The sequence below is a fragment of the Streptomyces sp. H27-H5 genome, assembly GCF_026627505.1.
In the GTDB taxonomy this organism is placed as follows: Bacteria; Actinomycetota; Actinomycetes; order Streptomycetales; family Streptomycetaceae; genus Streptomyces.
In genome coordinates, this window is the sequence record NZ_JAPNLK010000018.1 from 74,055 (window position 1) to 93,499 (window position 19,445).

The 19,445-nt window shown below is 69.3% G+C and carries 20 protein-coding genes; 4 read left to right on the plus strand and 16 right to left on the minus strand.

All coding sequences use genetic code 11. The features are described 5' to 3' along the window. Positions 1–65 precede the first annotated feature (65 nt). Positions 66–914 (minus strand): 3-hydroxyacyl-CoA dehydrogenase family protein, encoded by an 849-nt coding sequence (locus OTB19_RS11720; RefSeq protein ID WP_053677457.1) that lies wholly within the window; start codon positions 912–914, stop codon positions 66–68. Positions 915–1,355: 441 nt separating this feature from the next. Here OTB19_RS11720 and OTB19_RS11725 point away from each other — a divergent pair, with 441 nt between their 5' ends. Continuing rightward, a complete protein-coding gene (locus OTB19_RS11725; RefSeq protein ID WP_053677455.1) occupies positions 1,356–1,928 on the plus strand; it encodes a cob(I)yrinic acid a,c-diamide adenosyltransferase in 573 nt (190 codons plus the stop codon). Between the two features lie 16 nt (positions 1,929–1,944). Here the strand turns inward: OTB19_RS11725 and OTB19_RS11730 are convergent, their stop codons facing one another. After that, positions 1,945–2,526 (minus strand): hypothetical protein, encoded by a 582-nt coding sequence (locus OTB19_RS11730; RefSeq protein WP_267798031.1) that lies wholly within the window; start codon positions 2,524–2,526, stop codon positions 1,945–1,947. A 187-nt stretch (positions 2,527–2,713) separates the two neighbouring features. Between OTB19_RS11730 and OTB19_RS11735 the strand changes: the two genes are divergently transcribed. The 3 genes from OTB19_RS11735 (at position 2,714) to OTB19_RS11745 (ending at position 6,601) form a co-directional block, all read left to right on the plus strand. Beyond that, entirely contained in the window at positions 2,714–3,910 is a 1,197-nt protein-coding gene (locus OTB19_RS11735; RefSeq protein ID WP_267798002.1) for a sensor histidine kinase, read from the plus strand. Then, on the plus strand, positions 3,907–4,560 hold the full coding sequence (locus OTB19_RS11740; protein ID WP_267798003.1) for a response regulator: 654 nt from the start codon (positions 3,907–3,909) through the stop codon (positions 4,558–4,560). The genes OTB19_RS11735 and OTB19_RS11740 overlap by 4 nt, the downstream gene beginning before the upstream one ends. 136 nt (positions 4,561–4,696) lie before the next feature. Then, positions 4,697–6,601: a glycoside hydrolase family 18 chitinase gene (locus OTB19_RS11745; RefSeq protein WP_267798004.1), complete on the plus strand. Its 1,905-nt coding sequence runs from the start codon at positions 4,697–4,699 to the stop codon at positions 6,599–6,601. Between the two features lie 87 nt (positions 6,602–6,688). On the opposite strand, the gene OTB19_RS11750 is transcribed toward OTB19_RS11745, so the two are convergent. The 14 genes from OTB19_RS11750 to OTB19_RS11815 form a co-directional block, all read right to left on the minus strand. Next, positions 6,689–7,138, minus strand: coding sequence for a DUF2550 domain-containing protein (locus tag OTB19_RS11750; RefSeq protein ID WP_053677710.1), 450 nt, complete (start codon positions 7,136–7,138; stop codon positions 6,689–6,691). 129 nt (positions 7,139–7,267) lie between these two features. Continuing rightward, positions 7,268–7,642 (minus strand): F0F1 ATP synthase subunit epsilon, encoded by a 375-nt coding sequence (locus OTB19_RS11755; RefSeq protein ID WP_053677447.1) that lies wholly within the window; start codon positions 7,640–7,642, stop codon positions 7,268–7,270. Between the two features lie 128 nt (positions 7,643–7,770). Continuing rightward, positions 7,771–9,213 (minus strand): F0F1 ATP synthase subunit beta, encoded by a 1,443-nt coding sequence (gene atpD, locus OTB19_RS11760; RefSeq protein ID WP_267798005.1) that lies wholly within the window; start codon positions 9,211–9,213, stop codon positions 7,771–7,773. After that, on the minus strand, positions 9,213–10,130 hold the full coding sequence (locus tag OTB19_RS11765) for a F0F1 ATP synthase subunit gamma (protein WP_267798006.1): 918 nt from the start codon (positions 10,128–10,130) through the stop codon (positions 9,213–9,215). Before OTB19_RS11765 ends, atpD begins: the two co-directional genes overlap by 1 nt. Positions 10,131–10,150: 20 nt before the next feature. Next, the gene (atpA, locus tag OTB19_RS11770) at positions 10,151–11,746 is read right to left on the minus strand and encodes a F0F1 ATP synthase subunit alpha (protein WP_053677441.1); all 1,596 of its coding nucleotides are present in this window, start codon (positions 11,744–11,746) and stop codon (positions 10,151–10,153) included. A gap of 129 nt (positions 11,747–11,875) precedes the next feature. Further along, positions 11,876–12,691: a F0F1 ATP synthase subunit delta gene (locus OTB19_RS11775; protein WP_267798007.1), complete on the minus strand. Its 816-nt coding sequence runs from the start codon at positions 12,689–12,691 to the stop codon at positions 11,876–11,878. Beyond that, positions 12,688–13,233 carry a F0F1 ATP synthase subunit B gene (locus tag OTB19_RS11780; protein WP_267798008.1) on the minus strand — a complete coding sequence of 182 codons (546 nt, stop codon included), beginning with the start codon at positions 13,231–13,233 and terminating at the stop codon, positions 12,688–12,690. The genes OTB19_RS11775 and OTB19_RS11780 overlap by 4 nt, the downstream gene beginning before the upstream one ends. A gap of 40 nt (positions 13,234–13,273) precedes the next feature. Beyond that, a complete protein-coding gene (locus tag OTB19_RS11785; protein WP_030008695.1) occupies positions 13,274–13,522 on the minus strand; it encodes an ATP synthase subunit C in 249 nt (82 codons plus the stop codon). Positions 13,523–13,600: 78 nt separating this feature from the next. Further along, a complete protein-coding gene (atpB, locus tag OTB19_RS11790) occupies positions 13,601–14,437 on the minus strand; it encodes a F0F1 ATP synthase subunit A (RefSeq protein ID WP_267798032.1) in 837 nt (278 codons plus the stop codon). Between the two features lie 210 nt (positions 14,438–14,647). Next, positions 14,648–15,094: a hypothetical protein gene (locus OTB19_RS11795; protein WP_267798009.1), complete on the minus strand. Its 447-nt coding sequence runs from the start codon at positions 15,092–15,094 to the stop codon at positions 14,648–14,650. Between the two features lie 276 nt (positions 15,095–15,370). Further along, positions 15,371–16,717 (minus strand): MraY family glycosyltransferase, encoded by a 1,347-nt coding sequence (locus tag OTB19_RS11800; protein ID WP_267798033.1) that lies wholly within the window; start codon positions 16,715–16,717, stop codon positions 15,371–15,373. A 104-nt stretch (positions 16,718–16,821) separates the two neighbouring features. Further along, complete coding sequence (gene glyA, locus OTB19_RS11805) at positions 16,822–18,051, minus strand: serine hydroxymethyltransferase (RefSeq protein ID WP_267798010.1); 1,230 nt, start codon at positions 18,049–18,051, stop codon at positions 16,822–16,824. Between the two features lie 90 nt (positions 18,052–18,141). Beyond that, the gene (locus tag OTB19_RS11810) at positions 18,142–18,795 is read right to left on the minus strand and encodes a low molecular weight phosphatase family protein (protein WP_053677427.1); all 654 of its coding nucleotides are present in this window, start codon (positions 18,793–18,795) and stop codon (positions 18,142–18,144) included. Further along, complete coding sequence (locus OTB19_RS11815) at positions 18,792–19,439, minus strand: L-threonylcarbamoyladenylate synthase (RefSeq protein ID WP_267798011.1); 648 nt, start codon at positions 19,437–19,439, stop codon at positions 18,792–18,794. Before OTB19_RS11815 ends, OTB19_RS11810 begins: the two co-directional genes overlap by 4 nt. Positions 19,440–19,445 lie beyond the last annotated feature (6 nt).

Below are 19,445 nucleotides of genomic sequence, written 5' to 3' on the forward strand. Positions count from 1 at the left end.
TGCCGACCGTGAGCGAACCGATACCTAATTCACCCTGTCGGGCGATGGCATTCGAACGATCGTGCTCAGTGCTTGTAGAAACCCTGGCCGCTCTTGCGGCCGATGTCGCCCGCGTCCACCATGCGGCGCATCAGCTCCGGCGGCGCGAACTTCTCGTCCTGCGACTCGGTGTAGATGTTGCTCGTGGCGTGCAGCAGGATGTCGACGCCCGTGAGGTCGGCGGTGGCGAGCGGGCCCATCGCGTGACCGAAGCCCAGCTTGCAGGCGATGTCGATGTCCTCGGCGGAGGCGACGCCCGACTCGTACAGCTTGGCGGCCTCGACGACGAGCGCGGAGATCAGACGGGTCGTCACGAAGCCGGCGACGTCGCGGTTGACGACGATGCAGGTCTTGCCGACCGACTCGGCGAACGCCCGGGTGGTGGCGAGGGTTTCGTCGCTCGTCTTGTAGCCGCGGACGAGTTCGCACAACTGCATCATCGGGACGGGCGAGAAGAAGTGCGCGCCGACGACCCGCTCCGGACGCTCCGTCACGGCCGCGATCTTGGTGATCGGGATGGCGGAGGTGTTGGAGGCGAGGATCGCGTCGTCCCGGACGAGCTTGTCGAGCGCGCGGAAGATCTCGTGCTTGACCTCGAGCTTCTCGAAGACGGCCTCGACGACGATGTCGGCGTCGGCGACCGCGTCGAGGTCGGTGGAGGTGGTGATCCGCGCCAGCGCCGCCTCGGCGTCCTCGGCCGTCAGCTTGCCCTTGGCGACGAAGCGGTCGTAGGAGGCCTTGATCCCGTCCGTGCCGCGGGTCAGCGCGGCGTCGGTGACATCACGCAGTACGACGTCCCAGCCCGCCTGAGCGGAGACCTGAGCGATACCGGATCCCATGAGTCCGGCACCGATGACGGCGAGCTTCCCAGCCACTGCACACCCCTCGTTCTCGAATACGGCCCAGTCCCATGGCCTCTCCGGCGGAGACTAGCGCCCGTGAGGGGTCGTGTGACCGCGAAGTAACACGCGTCACGTCTCATCTGACGGACATCACACCGGGACGGCTCAGCCCGCGGCCGCCGCCCCCAACCGGTCCTCGATCGGCCGGAGTCGCCCGATCCGGCGCTCCGCCGCACCGGGCCCGAGGGGCCGCCCGGGCCGGCGCGGGAGCGTCAAGACGGCAGCCCACCGGGCCTGTTCGGCCCCGCGTCGGACGGCGTCCGGGTCGGGCATGCCGTCCCCTCTTCCCGTACCGCCATCTCTGCGCCGTTGCGTACCCTTTCGGGCCGATCTGCGGCCCCCACCGGTGGAGGGGTGCCGAGTGCGCGAGGGCCGCCGCACGCGGGTTTCGGGGCCGCTCACTAGGCTGGACACATGGTGAACCTCACGCGCATCTACACCCGCACCGGCGACCAGGGCACGACCGCCCTCGGCGACATGAGCCGTACGCGGAAGACCGACCTGCGGATCTCCGCGTACGCCGACGTCAACGAGGCGAACGCGGCCATCGGCACGGCGATCGCCCTCGGCGGGCTGTCCGAGGACCTGGTGAAGGTCCTGGTCCGGGTGCAGAACGACATGTTCGACGTCGGCGCGGACCTGTGCACCCCCGTCGTCGAGAACCCCGAGTACCCGCCGCTGCGCGTCGAGCAGTTCTACGTGGACAAGCTGGAGGCGGACTGCGACACCTTCAACGGGGAGCTGGAGAAGCTGCGCAGCTTCATCCTGCCCGGCGGCACCCCCGGCGCGGCCCTGCTGCACCAGGCCTGCACCGTCGTGCGGCGCGCCGAGCGGTCGACCTGGGCGGCGCTGGAGGAGCACGCGGAGGCGATGAACCCGCTGACGGCCACCTACCTGAACCGTCTCTCCGACCTCCTGTTCATCCTGGCCCGGACGGCCAACAAGGAGGTCGGGGACGTGCTGTGGGTGCCGGGCGGCGAGCGCTGACGGCGTGCGGGAGGCCCTAACGCTTGAGGAGGCCGGCGGGGTCTTCCGCATCACGGTCGGTCGTGCCCGCCGGGGCCTTCCGCGGCCAGATCGAGTGGGTGGCCGCGACCAGGGCCTGGATGCCGACGATGCGCAGAACGATGAACTGCCACTGCCGGATCCCGTCGACGTCCACTCCGGCGCCCACGTACCGGATCGCGGCCTCCAGCAGTCCCAGCGAGACGGCCGCGGCGACGAGGGTCCGCAGCCACAGCTTCCACTCGTGGACGGCCCGCGCCCTGCCGTACTTGGTGCCCGGCGGCTTCGGGCCCCCCGCCCAGCGGTGGGCGGCGTGCCCGTCGAGCCACTTCACCGTGTAGTGGCCGTAGCCCACGGTGTAGCCGATGTAGAGGGCGGCCAGGCCGTGCGTCCAGCCCGGTCGGCCGCCGTTCTTCAGGTCCAGCGTGGTGAACACGAACAGGACCAGCTCCAGCAGCGGCTCACACAGGAGCACCGCCGCGCCCAGCCTCGGCATCCGGGCGAGGTAGCGCAGAGCGAGCCCTGCCGCCAGCAGCACCCAGAAGCCGACCTCGCAGGCGATGATCAGCGCGACGAGCACGGTACTCACTCTCCCTCTCGGCCTCTCGACGCGAACGGGTCGGCCGTTCCCGGTCCATCCCAGAGTCCCGTCCGGTCCGGTCCGGCACGTCGTCTGTGATGACGAGAGTCGACTGCACCCTTCGATGTAGTGGCTCCTCCGCCCAGCCGGCGAGGCCCGGGAGCGCTTCACCGTGTTGGATGGACGCGTGCCCTCGAAGACCCGTGTGTCCGCCTTCCGCCCCCACCGCGACGACGTGCTGCTGTGCGTCGTCAGCGTGCTCGCCGGGGTGTTCCTGTGGTCGCTCGGGGTACACAGCTCCCCGAACCGGAACCTGCTCCCCGACTGGGCCGCCCTGGTCCCGCTGGTCGTCCTCGGCGCGATGGAGCTGCTGCGCCGCACCGCACCGCGCGTGACCCTGCCCGTGGGCACCGTCGGGATCATCGCGGACCAGTTCACCGTCGGGAACATGGCCACGGTCCTGATCTTCACCGACCTGATGTACGCCGCCGTCGTGTACGGCAAGCCCTCCATGGCCCGACGGCTCCCGGTCTCCACCGGACTGATCACCATCGCCGTCACGATCGCCTCGGTGGCCTGGCTGCGCACCCCGCAGGCCCTGCTGATCGGCGTGATCACCGGCATCGTCAGCTTCGGGCCGGCCCTGACCGGCGCCACCCTGCGCAACCACCGCGAGGCGGCGGAGGCCGCCCGGCTGCGCGCCGAGCAGACCGCGCTGCTGGCCGAGATGGACCGTTCGCAGGCCGTGGTCGCCGAACGGGCCCGGATGGCGCGGGAGTTGCACGACATGGTGGCCAATCACCTGTCGGCCATCGCCATCCACTCCACCGCCGCGCTGTCCATCGACTCCCCCGCGACCAGTCGGGACGCCCTGGGCGTGATCCGCGAGAACAGCGTGCAGGGGTTGGCCGAGATGCGCCGGTTGATCGGGCTGCTGCGGGACGCGGGGGCGGAGCAGGAGCCGGTGGCGGTGCCCTCCCTCGATGGACTGGACGTACTCGTCAACAAGGCCCGCGTGAACGGGGCCGGCAGCGGTCTGGACTTCGTACTGGAGGACACCCGTGCCGATGGGGAGCCGCTGCCCGCGCCGGTGGAGCTGGCGGCGTACCGCATCGTCCAGGAGTCGCTGACGAACGCCCTCAAGCACGCGGTCGCGGGGACGGTCCGGGTGCGCCTGACGTCCGCGGACGGGTTGCTGACCGTACGGGTGGACTCGCCGTACGGGGAGCGGCCCGGGCCGCGTGCCCCGGGTTCCGGCGCGGGGCTGGTCGGCATGCGCGAGCGGACGGAGTTGCTCGGTGGCGCGTTCCGCGCGGGGCGGGCCGGCACGGTGTGGCAGGTGCGGGCGTCCCTGCCCGCGGAGGAGAAGGCGGTGACCGGGTGACCATCCGGGTCGTGGTGGCGGAGGACCAGAGCGCGGTGCGCGCGGGTCTGGTGATGATCCTGCGCAGTGCGGGCGACATGGAGGTGGTGGGCGAGGCGGCGGACGGGGAGGAGGCGGTCCGTCTGGCCCGTGGGCTTCGGCCGGATCTGGTCCTCATGGACGTGCAGATGCCCCGGCTCGACGGGGTCTCGGCCACCCGGCAGGTGGTCGCGGAGGGGCTGGCCGACGTGCTGGTGCTGACGACCTTCGATCTCGACGAGTACGTCTTCGGAGCGCTGCGCGCGGGCGCCTCGGGCTTCCTGCTGAAGGACGCGGAGGCGGCGGAGCTGATCGAGGCGGTCCGCACCGTCGCCCGCGGCGAGGGGTTGATCGCGCCCGCGGTGACCCGCCGGTTGATCGCCGAGTTCGCGACGCCGCGGCCGGTGCGGGCGGCCGTGCCGCCGGAGCGGGTCGCGGCGGTGGCCTCGCTGACCCGGCGCGAGCGGGAGGTGTGGGGGTGCCTGGGCGAGGGCCTGTCGAACGCGGAGGTGGCCGGCCGGCTGGACATGGCGGAGGCGACGGTGAAGACGCACGTCAGCAGGTTGCTGGGGAAGCTGGAGCTGCGCAGTCGGGTCCAAGCGGCGGTACTGGCACAGGAGTTGGACATCTAGAAGCACGCTCGAAGGGAGGTCTGGACCTCTTGACGGTTGGTCCAGACCTTTCTAATCTCACCGCAACACTGTGGTGAGCGTGTCATGACAAGAACCTTGACGAGACGTGCTCACGGGCGGCGCAGGTCCCACCCCCATGTCGGAGTCGGCCCCACGACTTCGACGGACCTACGGAGGAGCACCCTTGAGCACAGCACCCCCACGACGCGTACGACTGCTCAGAAGGCTGGCCGCGACCGCGGTCGCCCTGGCCCTGCCCGTCGCCGGCCTCGTCGGCCTGGCCGGCACCGCACAGGCCGCCACCTCCGCCACCGCGACCTACGCCAAGGCCTCCGACTGGGGCTCCGGCTTCGAGGGCAAGTGGACGGTCAAGAACACCGGCACCACCGCCATCAACAGCTGGACCGTGGAGTGGGACTACCCGGCCGGCACCAAGGTCACCTCGGCCTGGGACGCCACCGTCACCAGCTCGGGCAACCACTGGACCGCCAAGAACGTCGGCTGGAACGGCGCCCTCTCCCCCGGCGCCAGCGTCACCTTCGGCTTCAACGGCACCGGCCCGGGCGCCCCCTCCGGCTGCAAGATCAACGGCGGCTCCTGCGACGGCGGCACCACCCCCACCGACAACCCGCCGTCCGCCCCCGGCACCCCCACCGCGACCGGGGTCACCGAGACCTCGCTCACCCTGAACTGGGCCGCGGCCACCGACGACAAGGGGATCAAGAACTACGACGTCTACCGCGGCGGCAGCAAGGTCGCCACGGTGACCGGCACCAGCTACGCCGACAGCGGCCTGACCAAGGGCACGACGTACGCCTACACGGTCACCGCCCGCGACACCGTCGACCAGACCGGCCCCTCCTCCGGCTCCCTCTCGGTGACCACCCCGGGCGGCGGCACGGGCCCCGGCCCCGACCCCGGTGACGGCACCAAGGTCAAGCTCGGCTACTTCACGAACTGGGGCGTCTACCAGCGCAACTACCACGTGAAGAACCTGGTCACCTCCGGCTCCGCCGCGAAGATCACGCACATCAACTACGCCTTCGGCAACGTCCAGGGCGGCAAGTGCACCATCGGCGACGCGTACGCCGACTACGACAAGGCCTACACCGCCGACCAGAGCGTCGACGGCGTCGCCGACACCTGGGACCAGCCGTTGCGCGGCAACTTCAACCAGTTGCGCAAGCTCAAGGCGAAGTACCCGAACATCAAGATCCTCTGGTCCTTCGGCGGCTGGACCTGGTCCGGCGGCTTCGGTCAGGCCGCCGCGAACCCGGCCGCCTTCGCCCAGTCCTGCCACGACCTGGTCGAGGACCCGCGGTGGGCCGACGTCTTCGACGGCATCGACCTCGACTGGGAGTACCCGAACGCCTGCGGCCTGACCTGCGACACCAGCGGCGCGGCCTCCCTGAAGAACCTGATGCAGGCCGTCCGCGGCAAGTTCGGCGCGAACAACCTGGTCACCGCCGCGATCTCCGCCGACGGCTCCAACGGCGGCAAGCTCGACGCGGCCGACTACGCGGGCGCCGCGCAGTACGTCGACTTCTACAACGTCATGACGTACGACTTCTTCGGCGCCTGGGCGGCGCAGGGCCCCACGGCCCCGCACTCCCCGCTCACCGCCTACTCCGGCATCCCGCAGGACGGCTTCAACTCCGAGGCCGCGATCACCAAGCTCAAGGGCAAGGGCATCGCCGGCTCCAAGCTCAACCTCGGCATCGGCTTCTACGGCCGCGGCTGGACCGGCGTCACCCAGGCCACCCCGGGCGGCACGGCCACCGGGCCCGCCCCCGGCACGTACGAGCCGGGCATCGAGGACTACAAGGTCCTCAAGGCGAGCTGCCCGTCCACCGGCACCATCGCCGGCACCGCCTACGCCAAGTGCGGAAGCAACTGGTGGAGCTACGACACCCCCGCCACCGTCGCCTCGAAGATGACCTGGACCAAGCAGCAGGGACTGCGCGGAGCCTTCTTCTGGGAGTTCAGCGGCGACACCACCAACGGTGAGCTCGCCAACGCGATCCACACCGGTCTGCAGTAGCCCCCACGCTCCGCACCGGTGAACCGACGAAGCCGGGGAGAAGGGTCCGTCCCCCTTCTCCCCGGCTTCTTCACGTGCCGGTACCGCTCAGGCCACGTTCACCCGCTGGCCGGGCGGCGCCGCCTCCAGCCAGGCCAGGAAACCGGTCAGCGCGTCGTCGCTCATCGCCAGCTCAAGGCGCGTCCCCCGGTGGGAACAGCCGAGCACGACGGCGTCGGACAGCAGTGCCAGCTCCTCCTCGCCCTCGGGCGCGCGACGGGCGAGCACCTCGATGGAGGAACGCTCCAGCAGCCGGCGCGGGCGCGGGGAGTAGCTGAAGACCCTGAACCATTCGATCCGGTCACCGCTGTAGCGGGCGACCCCGTACACCCATCCCTTGCCGGAGACGTCGGGCCCCTCGGCCACGCCGCCCCACCGCAGGCTGCAGTCGAAGGTCCCCCCGGACCGCTGGATCAGTCTCCGGCGCAGCCCGAAGACAAAGAGTCCGATCGCCAACAAGACCACGATCAGGCCGCTCACAAGCAGAGCGAGGAGCATCTTCACCGACCTCCTCGCTCATCGAATACCGCCATGCGAAAAACGGACGTACATCGCCTCAGCCGCGACCCGGTCTGGAAAATTCCAGAACGAACCGCGGCTGAGGTCGCACACTATTCGGTACGGGGCTCAGTGCCCCGTTACCGCGCGCAGTCGGACATCCGCGCGACGCTCGGCGGCCGCGTCGGCCTCCGACTTCGCGCGATCCAGTGCCCGCTCCGCCCGCTGGACGTCAATCTCGTCCGCGAGCTCGGCGATCTCGGCCAGCAGCGACAACTTGTTGTCCGCGAACGAGATGAATCCGCCGTGCACCGCGGCGACGACAGTGCCGCCCTCGCTGGTGCGGATGGTCACAGGGCCCGATTCCAGCACACCGAGAAGCGGCTGGTGACCGGGCATGACGCCGATGTCGCCGGACGTGGTGCGGGCGACAACAAGGGTGGCCTCGCCGGACCAGACATTGCGGTCCGCCGCGACCAGCTCGACGTGCAGCTCAGCAGCCAAGGTGGCTCCTCGGGTCACCACCCGGCGGGTCGGCCGGGTGTTGGGTCAAATTCTAATGGGCGTGGGGAGAGGGACGGGACACACCCGCCCCTCTCCGTCAATCAGCTCTGCTCACGAGGAGCGGGGCTTCAGGAGACGCCCAGCTCCTTGGCGTTGGCCTTCAGGTCCTCGATGCCACCGCACAGGAAGAACGCCTGCTCGGGGAAGTGGTCGTAGTCGCCGTCGCAGATCGCGTTGAACGCCACGATCGACTCCTCCAGCGGAACGTCCGAACCGTCCACGCCGGTGAACTGCTTCGCCACGTGGGTGTTCTGCGACAGGAAGCGCTCGACGCGACGGGCACGGTGGACAACGAGCTTGTCCTCCTCGCCCAGCTCGTCGATACCGAGGATCGCGATGATGTCCTGGAGGTCCTTGTACTTCTGGAGGATCCCCTTGACGCGCATCGCCGTGGCGTAGTGGTCCGCCGCGATGTACCGCGGGTCGAGGATGCGGGACGTCGAGTCCAGCGGGTCCACGGCCGGGTAGATGCCCTTCTCGGAGATCGGACGGGAAAGAACCGTCGTCGCGTCGAGGTGGGCGAAGGTGGTCGCCGGCGCCGGGTCGGTCAGGTCGTCCGCGGGGACGTAGATCGCCTGCATCGAGGTGATCGAGTGACCACGGGTCGAGGTGATGCGCTCCTGGAGGAGACCCATCTCGTCGGCCAGGTTCGGCTGGTAACCCACCGCGGAGGGCATGCGGCCGAGCAGGGTCGACACCTCGGAACCCGCCTGGGTGTACCGGAAGATGTTGTCGATGAAGAACAGCACGTCCTGCTTCTGCACATCGCGGAAGTACTCCGCCATGGTCAGACCGGCCAGGGCGACGCGCAGACGGGTGCCCGGGGGCTCGTCCATCTGACCGAAGACAAGCGCCGTCTTGTCGATGACGCCCGAGTCGGCCATTTCCTCGATGAGGTCGTTGCCCTCACGGGTACGCTCACCGACGCCCGCGAAGACCGACACACCGTCGTGGTTGTTGGCGACGCGGTAGATCATTTCCTGGATCAGAACGGTCTTGCCGACACCGGCGCCACCGAACAGACCGATCTTTCCACCCTTGACGTACGGGGTGAGAAGGTCGATGACCTTGACGCCGGTCTCGAACATCTCGGTCTTCGACTCGAGCTCGTCGAAGCGGGGCGCCTTGCGGTGGATGGGCCAACGCTCGGTGACGTTGGCGTTCTCCTCCGGGTAGTTCAGCACCTCACCGAGGGTGTTGAACACCTTGCCCTTGGTGAAGTCACCGACGGGGACGGTGATGCCCTCGCCCGTGTCGGTCACCGGGGCCTGGCGGACCAGACCGTCGGTGGGCTGCATGGAGATGGTGCGGACCAGGCCGTCACCCAGGTGCTGGGCGACTTCCAGGGTCAGCGTCTTGAGCGCGCCCTCCTCGGCCGGGTCTGCGACCTGGACCTTCAGCGCGTTGTAGATCTCGGGCATGGCGTCGACGGGGAACTCCACGTCGACGACCGGGCCGATGACCCGGGCGACGCGGCCCGTGGCGGCGGCCGTCTCAACAGTGGTCGTCATTACTTGTCACTCCCCGCGGTCGCGTCAGCCATGGCGCTCGCGCCACCGACGATCTCGCTGATTTCCTGGGTGATTTCGGCCTGGCGGGCCGCGTTGGCAAGCCGGGAGAGGCTCTTGATGAGGTCTCCGGCGTTGTCGGTCGCCGACTTCATCGCGCGGCGGCGGGCGGCGTGCTCGGAAGCGGCCGACTGCAGCAGTGCGTTGTAGATGCGGCTCTCGACGTAGCGCGGCAGCAGGGCGTCGAGGACGTCCTCCGCCGACGGCTCGAAGTCGAACAGCGGAAGGATCTCGCCCTTCGCGCCGGACTCTTCTTCGGCCTTGTCGAGGCTGAGCGGCAGCATCCGGCCGTCGACCGCGTTCTGCGTCATCATCGACACGAATTCCGTGTAGACGATGTGCAGCTCGTCGACGCCGCCCTCGGCCGTTTCCTTCTGGATGGCCTCGATCAGCGGCTCCGCGACGCGCTTGGCGTCGGCGTAGGCCGGGCTGTCGGTGAAGCCGGTCCACGACTCCGCGACCTTGCGCTCGCGGAAGCCGAAGTAGGCCAGACCCTTACGGCCGACGATGAACGTGTCGACCTCCTTGCCCTCGCCGCGCAGCCGCTCGCTGAGCCGCTCCGCCTGCTTGATGGCATTCGAGGAGTAGCCGCCGGCCAGGCCGCGGTCGCTCGTGATGAGCAGGACCGCGGCGCGTGCCGGCGCCTCGACCTCGGTGGTCAGGGCGTGCTTGGTGTTCGAGCCGGTCGCCACCGCGGTCACCGCACGGGTGAGCTCGGTCGCGTACGGCATCGATGCCGCCACCTTGCGCTGCGCCTTGACGATGCGCGAGGCGGCGATCATCTCCATCGCCTTGGTGATCTTCTTGGTCGCCGTGACGGCACGGATGCGACGCTTGTAGACCCGGAGCTGCGCTCCCATGAGTCAGGTCCCTTCCGTCGTCACTTGGAGACGTTGACGGCCGGCGCGTCCTCGCCCAGAAGCTTGCCGTCCGAGGTCTCGAACTGCTGCTTGAAGGCGGCGATGGCGTCGGCGATCGACGTCAGGGTGTCGTCCGACATCTTGCCGCCCTCGGCGATGGAGGTGAGGAGGTCCTTGCGCTCGCGGCGCAGGTGCTCCAGCAGCTCCGACTCGAAGCGACGGATGTCGTTGACCGGGACCTCGTCCATCTTGCCGGTGGTACCGGCCCAGACGGAGACGACCTGCTCCTCGACGGGCATCGGCTGGTACTGGCCCTGCTTCAGCAGCTCGACCAGACGCTTGCCGCGCTCCAGCGAAGACTTCGAAGCGGCGTCCAGGTCGGAACCGAAGGCGGCGAACGCCTCCAGCTCGCGGTACTGGGCGAGGTCCAGGCGCAGACGGCCGGAAACCTGCTTCATCGCCTTGTGCTGGGCGGAGCCACCGACGCGGGAGACCGAGATACCGACGTTCAGCGCCGGGCGCTGGCCCGCGTTGAACAGGTCGGACTCCAGGAAGCACTGGCCGTCGGTGATGGAGATGACGTTGGTCGGGATGAACGCCGACACGTCGTTCGCCTTGGTCTCGACGATCGGCAGACCGGTCATCGAACCGGCACCCATGTCGTCGGAGAGCTTCGCGCAACGCTCCAGCAGACGGGAGTGCAAGTAGAAGACGTCACCCGGGTAGGCCTCGCGGCCCGGCGGGCGACGCAGCAGCAGCGACACGGCGCGGTAGGCGTCGGCCTGCTTCGACAGGTCGTCGAAGATGATCAGGACGTGCTTGCCGGCGTACATCCAGTGCTGGCCGATGGCGGAACCGGTGTACGGCGCCAGGTACTTGAAGCCGGCCGGGTCGGACGCCGGGGCGGCGACGATCGTCGTGTACTCCAGCGCGCCGGCGTCTTCCAGGGCGCCGCGAACGGACGCGATGGTCGAGCCCTTCTGGCCGATGGCGACGTAGATGCAGCGAACCTGCTTGTTCACGTCGCCGGAGCGCCAGTTGTCGCGCTGGTTGATGATCGTGTCGACGGCCAGAGCGGTCTTGCCGGTCTGACGGTCGCCGATGATCAGCTGACGCTGGCCGCGGCCGATCGGCACCATCGCGTCGATGGCCTTGTAGCCGGTCTGCATGGGCTCGTGGACCGACTTGCGGACCATGACGCCCGGGGCCTGCAGCTCGAGGGCGCGGCGGCCTTCGGTCGCGATCTCGCCGAGACCGTCGATCGGGTTGCCGAGCGGGTCGACAACACGGCCGAGGTAACCCTCGCCGACACCTACGGAGAGAACCTCACCGGTGCGCTGCACCGGCTGGCCCTCCTCGATGCCGCTGAACTCGCCGAGGACGACCGCACCGATCTCGCGCTCCTCGAGGTTGAGGGCGAGACCGAGGGTGCCGTCCTCGAACTTCAGCAGCTCGTTCGCCATGGCGGAGGGCAGGCCCTCCACCTTCGCGATGCCGTCGCCGGCAACGCTGACCGTTCCGACCTCCTCGCGCGAGGCCGCGTCCGGCTGGTACGACTGGACAAAGTTCTCCAGTGCGTCCCGGATCTCCTCCGGCCGGATCGTGAGCTCCGCCATCTGGGTTCCCTGCTCTCCTTGTTGGGCCTGAAGCTTCTTAGGGGTCTGGGGGCGACCCCCAGGAATCTTCTGCAAGTTCTGCACGGCCCAACCGGGCCGCTAGGAATGCTTTGTTCTATTGGTGGCTGATCAGCCGGCCATGCGGCGGGTCGCCTCGGAGAGGCGGTCCGCGATGGTGCCGTCGATGACCTCGTCGCCGACCCGCACCACGATCCCGCCGAGGACCGTGGGGTCCACGTCGAGGTTGAGGTGCATCTGGCGGCCGTACAGCTTGGCCAGCACCGCGCCGAGACGCTGCTTCTGCGCGTCGCTGAGCGGAACCGCGGTGGTCACGATGGCGACCATGCGGTTGCGGCGCTCGGCGGCGAGCGTGGAAAGGGACTCCAGTCCCGCTTCCAGGCTACGTCCACGCGGGTGCGTGACGAGTCGGGTCACCAGTCGCTCGGTGACCGCGTTCGCCTTGCCGCCGAGCAGGCTGCGCAGCAGCTCGCTCTTGGCGGCGGCGGTGGCCGCCCGATCGGTCAGCGCTGAGCGCAGGCCGGTGTTCGAGGAGACGATCCGGCCGAACCGGAACAGCTCGTCCTCGACGTTGTCGAGCCCGTTCGTCTGCTGGGCCGCGGTGAGGTCGGCGGTGGCCGCCAGTGCCTCGAGCGAGTCCACCAGGTCGCGGGACTGCGACCAGCGGGAGCGCGCCATGCCGGACACCAGGTCGAGGGTCTCCCCGCCCACCTGGTCCGCCAGCAGGCGACCCACCAGCTCGGCCTTGGCCTCGCCGGGCTGCGCCGGGTCCGTGATGACCCGACGCAGCGAGACCTCACGGTCGAGCAGCGCGGTGACGGCAGCCAGCTCACCGGCGAGCTTCGTCGCGTCGACGGACGTGTTGTCCATCAGCGCGTCGAGACGCTCACGCGCGGAGGCCAGTGCCTCGCGGCTCGCTCCGTTCATCGGGCGGCCTCGGCCTTCTCCTCGAGCTCGCCGAGGAAACGGTCGATCGTGCGGCTCTGTCGGGCGTGGTCCTCAAGGGACTCGCCGACGAGCTTTCCGGCCAGGTCGGTGGCGAGCTTGCCCACGTCCTGACGCAGTGCCTGCGAGGCGGCCTTGCGGTCCGCCGCGATCTGGGCGTGGCCGGCAGCGATGATCTCCTCACGCTGCCGCTGGCCCTCTGCGCGCAGTTCTTCCTTGAGCGCAGTGCCCTGCTCCAGCGCTTCCTGGCGCAGGCGCGCGGCCTCGTGCCGGGCCTCGGCGAGCTGAGCCTTGTACTGCTCGAGCACGCTCTGGGCCTCGGTCTGGGCTGCCTCGGCCTTCTCGATGCCACCCTCGATGGCCTCGCGACGCTCTTCCAGAACCTTGTTGATGTTCGGGAGGAGCTTCTTCGCGAGGAAACCGAAGACGATGACAAAGGCGATCAGGCCGATGACAAGCTCGGGGATCGGCGGGATGAGGGGGTTTTCCGCCTCTTCGGCCGCGAGCTGAACCAGAGGGTTCACATCAGTGCCTTCCGTCTAAAGGGTCTGTTCGCTACCGGGATCAGGAGGTCGGGTAGACGAACGGCATGACCAGACCGATGAGGGCGAGCGCCTCACAGAAGGCGAAGCCGAGGATCTGGTTGGCGCGGATCAGGCCGGCGGCCTCGGGCTGGCGGGCCAGCGCCTGGGTGCCGTTACCGAAGATGATGCCGACGCCGACGCCGGGGCCGATGGCCGCGAGGCCGTAACCGATGGAGCCGAGGTTGCCCTTGATTTCGACGCCAGCAGCGAGGGTCTGGAGAGCGGACATGCCGGTTCTTCCTTCTCTTTCATGGACCGGTGGGGGTTGGCCACCGGACGACTGTTGGTTTGGGGGTGGGGCGGCCGGTCAGTGGTGCTCGGCGACGGCGCCCTGAATGAAGCTGCAGGCCAGCAGCACGAAGACGTAGGCCTGGACAGCCTGGATGAAGAGCTCGAACGCGGTCATCACGATGACCATCACGAACGACACACCCGCGTAGGCGATGCCGATTCCGTTCAGCAGGTACCAGCTGGCGATCGTGAAGAGCAGCAGCAGGGTGTGGCCGGCGAACATGTTCGCGAAGAGACGGACCGCGTGCGTGAACGGTCGGACGATCACGTTCGAGAAGAACTCGATCAGCATGACCAGCGGCAGGATTCCGCCGAGCGACTTGTCGTAGCCCGTGAGGTTCTTCAGACCGCCGACGAAGCCGTGGCGCTTGAAGGTGACCGACATCCACATGACGTAGATGACGAGGGCGAGAGCCGCCGGGTACGCGATGACCGCGGTCACCGGGAACTGCGCGAGCGGGATGATCGACCAGAGGTTCAGCATCCAGACGAAGAAGAACGTCGCGACCATGAAGGGGACGTACTTCTCGCCTTCCTTCTTGCCGAGCGTCTCGTAGACGATCCCGCGGCGCACGAAGTCGTATCCGGCTTCGGCGACCATCTGGAGCTTTCCGGGAACCAGCTTCGGCTTGCGGAAGGCGGCCCAGAAGAATCCGACGATGATGATCGACCCGAGCAGGGCCAACAGCATCGTCTTGTTGAAGTAGACGGTGCCGTCGATGTCGCCGAAGATCGGCTCGAACAGGAACGAGTGCAGGCCAGGAGCCGGGAAGCCACAGCCGTCGAAGATGTGGCAATCGGTCTCGAAGGCGAGCACCTGCGTCGGGTCAGCACTCACCGCGGGCTCCTTCAGCGTGGCGCATAGGTACGGCAACCTCGTTGTGTCGGCGCGGCGCACAGCCGCGGTTCGGCACGGGACTGGTCTTACGGATGTGGGGGCGGCTTGCAGGCAGTGAGCCTCGCGTTGAAGCAGGCGTCAGCTCAGATGCCTGCGCCCGCGATGCCGCAGTTGGCACCGGACGATAGCAGCATCTCGAACGCGCACTTATTCCGCCCCTACCGTTCACGAAGAGGACCCCGTGTTTTCGGGCTTCTCACCCTTGTCACGCTTGGCGGACTCGGGCTCGACGTAAAGGATCTTGGCCTTCATGTGCGCGCGCGTCTGCGCGGCGATCCAAGCAAGGGTCGCCGCGACGATGGTGATCGCGAATGCCCTGGGATTGAACAGCGTCGTGTTCTTGAACACGGCGACGAAGACGAAGAGCAGCAGGATCTGGGTCGTGTAGAGCGCCAGACCCATCATCTGGAACAGATGCGGCAGCGATCGTGCCGTCCGCTGCAGGATGACAAAACCGATCCCCATGAACAGGATCACGACGATCGTGGCCATGACGGCCCCGAGAGCCCCCTTCCCGCCGGCGACGACGCCGCTGACGGCAGCGGCCACAAGGCCGACCACAGCGGTGGGTACCGCGGTATGCAAAAGGGATCGGGCGTCATCGGACAGCATGGCGCATGGCTCCGCGTGATGGTGGGGGTATACGGGACTCGTACGGGACGAGCGTAAGCCCGGTCCGAGTGAGAGCCTCGGGCCAATGGACCGTCGCACTACGGTCCTTCGGCTCTGTCGCCGGGTTTAGTGAACGGTATCACAAAGTATTTGATGAGAGCTTTACCCGGTGGGTGTGCTGACTGTCACACATGAGAGTGACCCTGCGCGTGTGTGCAGGACAGCCATGTGACTTGTCTGGTAAAGGGAGTTCATGTCGGACATGCCCATCTGGCGTCAGCGCGCGGAACCGGCCTTACGCCGGTCGGGGAGGCGCGAACGGGGGCCAATGGCAGTCGCGCCGTTGACGCCGGACACCCCGGCCGCGATCGGGCGGGCCGGCTCGGGCTCCGTGCCCGTCGCGTCCCGCGCGGCCGCCTCGGCCGCCGCCTCCGCCGCCCGCTCCGCGTGCCGGTACCGCGGCGGCACGAGACCCTCGGCCCACCTCGGCGCGCGCGGGGTGAACCGCGGCAGCAACAGGAGGACGAGACCCAGGGCGCTCAGCGCCGCGATGGCCAGCACGATCCACATCGAGGTGGAGTGCACGGAGTAGGCCACCGCCCCGAAGGCGATCAGGCCGGACCAGAAGTACATGATGAGCACCGCACGGCTGTGCGAGTGCCCCAGTTCCAGCAGCCGGTGGTGCAGGTGGCCGCGGTCGGCCGCGAACGGCGACTGGCCCTTCCAGGTGCGCCTGACGACGGCCAGCACCAGGTCGGCCATGGGGATCGCGATGATCGTCAGCGGCAGGACCAGCGGGATGAAGACGGGCAGCATCGCGTGGGTCGCGTTGCGCTCACCACCCGCGAACAGCGCCATGGTGTCGGGGTCCACCTGCCCGGTGATCGAGATCGCCGAGGCGGCCAGCACCAGGCCGATCAGCATCGAGCCGGAGTCGCCCATGAAGATGCGGGCCGGGTGCATGTTGTGCGGCAGGAAGCCGAGGCACATGCCCATCAGGATCGCGGCGAAGAGGGTGGCCGGGGCCGCCGCCTCGATGCCGTAGCCGAACCAGATCCGGTACGCGTAGAGGAAGAAGGCGCCGGTCGTGATGCAGACCATGCCGGCGGCGAGCCCGTCGAGGCCGTCGACGAAGTTCACGGCGTTGATGGTGAGCACGACGAGGGCGACGGTCAGCAGGTTGCCCTGCCACTGGGTGAGCGCGACGGTGCCGATGAAGGGGACCGGGATCCACAGGATCGTCAGACCCTGGATGACCATCACGCCCGCGGCGATCATCTGGGCGCCGAGCTTGATCAGGGCGTCGATCTCGAACTTGTCGTCGAGGACGCCCACCAGCCAGATCAGCGCCGCCCCGGAGAGCAGTGCCCGCGGTTCGTTCGAGGCGGTGAACACCGCGTTCAGGTTCTGCAGGTGGTCGGCGACCAGGAGGCCGGCGCACAGACCGCCGAACATCGCGATGCCGCCGAGCCTCGGCGTCGGTTCGCGGTGCACGTCACGCGCGCGCACCTCCGGCATGGCCCCGGCCGCGATCGCGAACTTCCGCACGGGCCCGGTCAGCAGGTAGGTCACCGCGACCGTGACGCACAGCGTCAGCAGATATTCACGCACGGGCTGCCCCAGATGTATCGCCGGCCATCTCAGCCCCACACATTAGCTGCGATGTACCCCACTCCGAGGACGCGCGGGGAGGCTACCGCGGTTGCGGTACGCCCGGCTTGTCCCTGTCAGTACCCATACGGTGGAAATTCGCGCGTCAGTTCTTCGACCTCCGTACGGGTTTTCGCGGCTTCCCCGTGGAGGGCGCTCGTAAACAGCGCTCCGATCCGCCGCATCTCGGCCCCGCCCATGCCCTGCGTGGTCACGGCCGCCGTGCCGAGGCGGAGCCCGCGCTGGTCCCCGTACGGGAGGGCGCAGGTGTCCAGCACGATCCCGGCGGCGGCCAGCCGGCCGCGCGCGGTCGGGCCGTCCAGCCCGAGGGGGGCCGGGTCGACGCTGATCAGGTGGGTGTCGGTGCCGCCGGTCGTCACGAGGAAGCCGCCGGCCTCCAGCTCCTCGGCGAGGGCCCGGGCGTTGGCGACCACCCGATGGGCGTACGTGGTGAACGCGGGCCCGGCGGCCTCCCCGAAGGCCACGGCCTTGGCGGCGATGGTGTGCATCTGGGCGCCGCCCTGGGTGAAGGGGAACACCGCCCGGTCGACCCGTTCCGCGAACTCGGCGCCGCACAGGATCATCCCGCCGCGGGGTCCGCGCAGCACCTTGTGCGTGGTCGCGCAGATCACGTCCGCGTACGGGACGGGGCTGGGGGCCGCCCCGCCGGCGACCAGGCCGATCGGGTGCGCGGCGTCCGCGATCAGGAAGGCGCCGACCTCGTCGGCGATCTGGCGGAAGACCGCGTACTCGGGGTGGCGGGGGTAGCAGATCGAGCCACAGACGATGGCCTTGGGACGGTGCCGGCGGGCGAGTTCGTGGACCTGTTCGTAGTCGATGTGGCCCGTCTCGGCGTCCACCCCGTAGCCGATGAACTCGAACCACTGGCCGGAGAAGTTCGCAGGTGAGCCGTGTGTGAGGTGCCCGCCGTACGGGAGTCCCATCGCCAGGACCGTGTCGCCGGGGCGCAGCAGCGCGGCGTACGCGGCGAGCACCGCGGAGGAACCGGAGTGCGGCTGCACATTGGCGTGATCCACCCCGAACAGGGCGCGGGCCCGCTCGACGGCGATCCGCTCGGCCAGGTCGGCGTACTCGCACCCGCCGTGGTGGCGGGCGCCCGGGTAACCCTCGGCGTACTTGTTGGCGAGCGCCGATCCGAGGGCCGTGAGCACGGCGGGCGAGGTGAAGTTCTCGGCGGCGATCAGCTGGAGGGTGCCGGCCTGCCGTCGCGCCTCTCCGACGAGCACGTCGGCCATCTGCGGGTCCTGCTGCCGCAGCAGGTCCGTGGGCTGGGTGATGACGCTCATGGCGCGACTCCAGAGGCGTGTACCGGGTACCGCCCACTGTAGGTCCGCGGTGCCCGTCGCGCCTTGCGGCGCACGCGCGGGGGTGAGGCCTCAGCGCCCGGCGGTGACGCCCGTCAGGGCCGTGACCACGGGGTCCAGGGCCTGGTTGATCTCGTCGCCGATGGAGCGGAAGAAGGTGATGGGGGCGCCGTACGGGTCGTACACCTCGTCGGCGTCCGGCGAGGGGGCCAGCAGCCAGCCGCGCAGCGCGGCGGCGGCCCGTACCAGGGCGCGGGCCCGCTCCGCCATGCCGTCGTCCAGCGGCGGCAGGGTGGCCGGATCTATCGCCCGCACGAGCCGGGTGAACTCCTTCAGCGTGAAGGTCCGCAGTCCCGCCGAGTGGCCCATGGAGATGACCTGCGCCCGGTGGTCCCGGGTCGCGGTGAGCACCAGGTCGGCGCGTATGACGTGCTCGTCCAGCAGCTCGCGTCCGGTGAACCCGGAGGCGTCGGCCCCGAAGTCGGCGAGGACGGCGGCGGCGTTGGCCTCCATGGGCGCCCCCTCGTGGCCCCAGGTGCCGGCGCTCTCCACGATGAGGTCCCCGGTCACGGGGCCGCCGAGGCGGTGCGACAGGGCGTGCCGCGTCAGCCGCTCGGTGATCGGCGAGCGGCACACGTTGCCGGTGCTGACGTGGAGTATGCGGAAGGATCCGCCCCCGGCCACGGCCGGGAGGTGTCCTGCTATGCCACGCCCCTCAGGGCTCACGGGGCCACCTCGAGGTCGGGTACGACCTCCCGCAGCTGGTCCGCGGTCAGCGCGCCCTCGCGCAGCAGGACCGGGACCTTCCCGGTGACATCGACGATCGACGACGGCTGGATGCCGGGCGTCGGCCCGCCGTCCAGGTACACGGACACGGAGTCGCCCAGCATCTCGCGGGCCGCGTCACAGTCCTCCGGGGCCGGGTGCCCGGTCAGGTTCGCCGAGGACACGGCCATCGGGCCGACCTCGGTGAGCAGCTCGATCGCGACGGGGTGCAGGGGCATCCGCACGGCGACGGTGCCGCCGGTCTCCCCCAGGTCCCAGGCCAGCGACGGCTGGTGCTTGGCGACCAGCGTCAGCGCGCCCGGCCAGAAGGCGTCGACGAGTTCCCAGGCCTGCTCGGAGAAGTCCGTGACCAGGCCGTGCAGGGTGTTCGGCGAGCCGATGAGGACCGGGGTGGGCATGTTGCGGCCGCGCCCCTTGGCGGCGAGCAGGTCGCCGACGGCCTCGGCGCTGAAGGCGTCCGCACCGATCCCGTACAGGGTGTCGGTGGGCAGCACGACGAGCTCGCCGCGGCGCACGGCGGATGCGGCTTCGCGCAGGCCCGTCTTGCGGTCCGTCGCGTCGTTGCAGTCGTATCGCCGGGCCATCAGCGG

Excerpts from the sequence above, each read along its gene's own strand:
- OTB19_RS11765 (WP_267798006.1), bottom strand. The coding sequence starts at position 10,130 with ATGGGAGCGCAGCTCCGGGTCTACAAGCGTCGCATCCGTGCCGTCACG.
- OTB19_RS11815 (WP_267798011.1), bottom strand. The coding sequence starts at position 19,439 with ATGGCCCGGCGATACGACTGCAACGACGCGACGGACCGCAAGACGGGC.
- OTB19_RS11795 (WP_267798009.1), bottom strand. The coding sequence starts at position 15,094 with ATGCTGTCCGATGACGCCCGATCCCTTTTGCATACCGCGGTACCCACC.
- atpA (WP_053677441.1), bottom strand. The coding sequence starts at position 11,746 with ATGGCGGAGCTCACGATCCGGCCGGAGGAGATCCGGGACGCACTGGAG.
- OTB19_RS11745 (WP_267798004.1), top strand. The coding sequence starts at position 4,697 with ATGTCGGAGTCGGCCCCACGACTTCGACGGACCTACGGAGGAGCACCC.
- glyA (WP_267798010.1), bottom strand. The coding sequence starts at position 18,051 with ATGAGCGTCATCACCCAGCCCACGGACCTGCTGCGGCAGCAGGACCCG.
- atpD (WP_267798005.1), bottom strand. The coding sequence starts at position 9,213 with ATGACGACCACTGTTGAGACGGCCGCCGCCACGGGCCGCGTCGCCCGG.
- OTB19_RS11775 (WP_267798007.1), bottom strand. The coding sequence starts at position 12,691 with ATGAACGGAGCGAGCCGCGAGGCACTGGCCTCCGCGCGTGAGCGTCTC.
- OTB19_RS11725 (WP_053677455.1), top strand. The coding sequence starts at position 1,356 with ATGGTGAACCTCACGCGCATCTACACCCGCACCGGCGACCAGGGCACG.
- OTB19_RS11750 (WP_053677710.1), bottom strand. The coding sequence starts at position 7,138 with ATGCTCCTCGCTCTGCTTGTGAGCGGCCTGATCGTGGTCTTGTTGGCG.
- OTB19_RS11785 (WP_030008695.1), bottom strand. The coding sequence starts at position 13,522 with ATGTCCGCTCTCCAGACCCTCGCTGCTGGCGTCGAAATCAAGGGCAAC.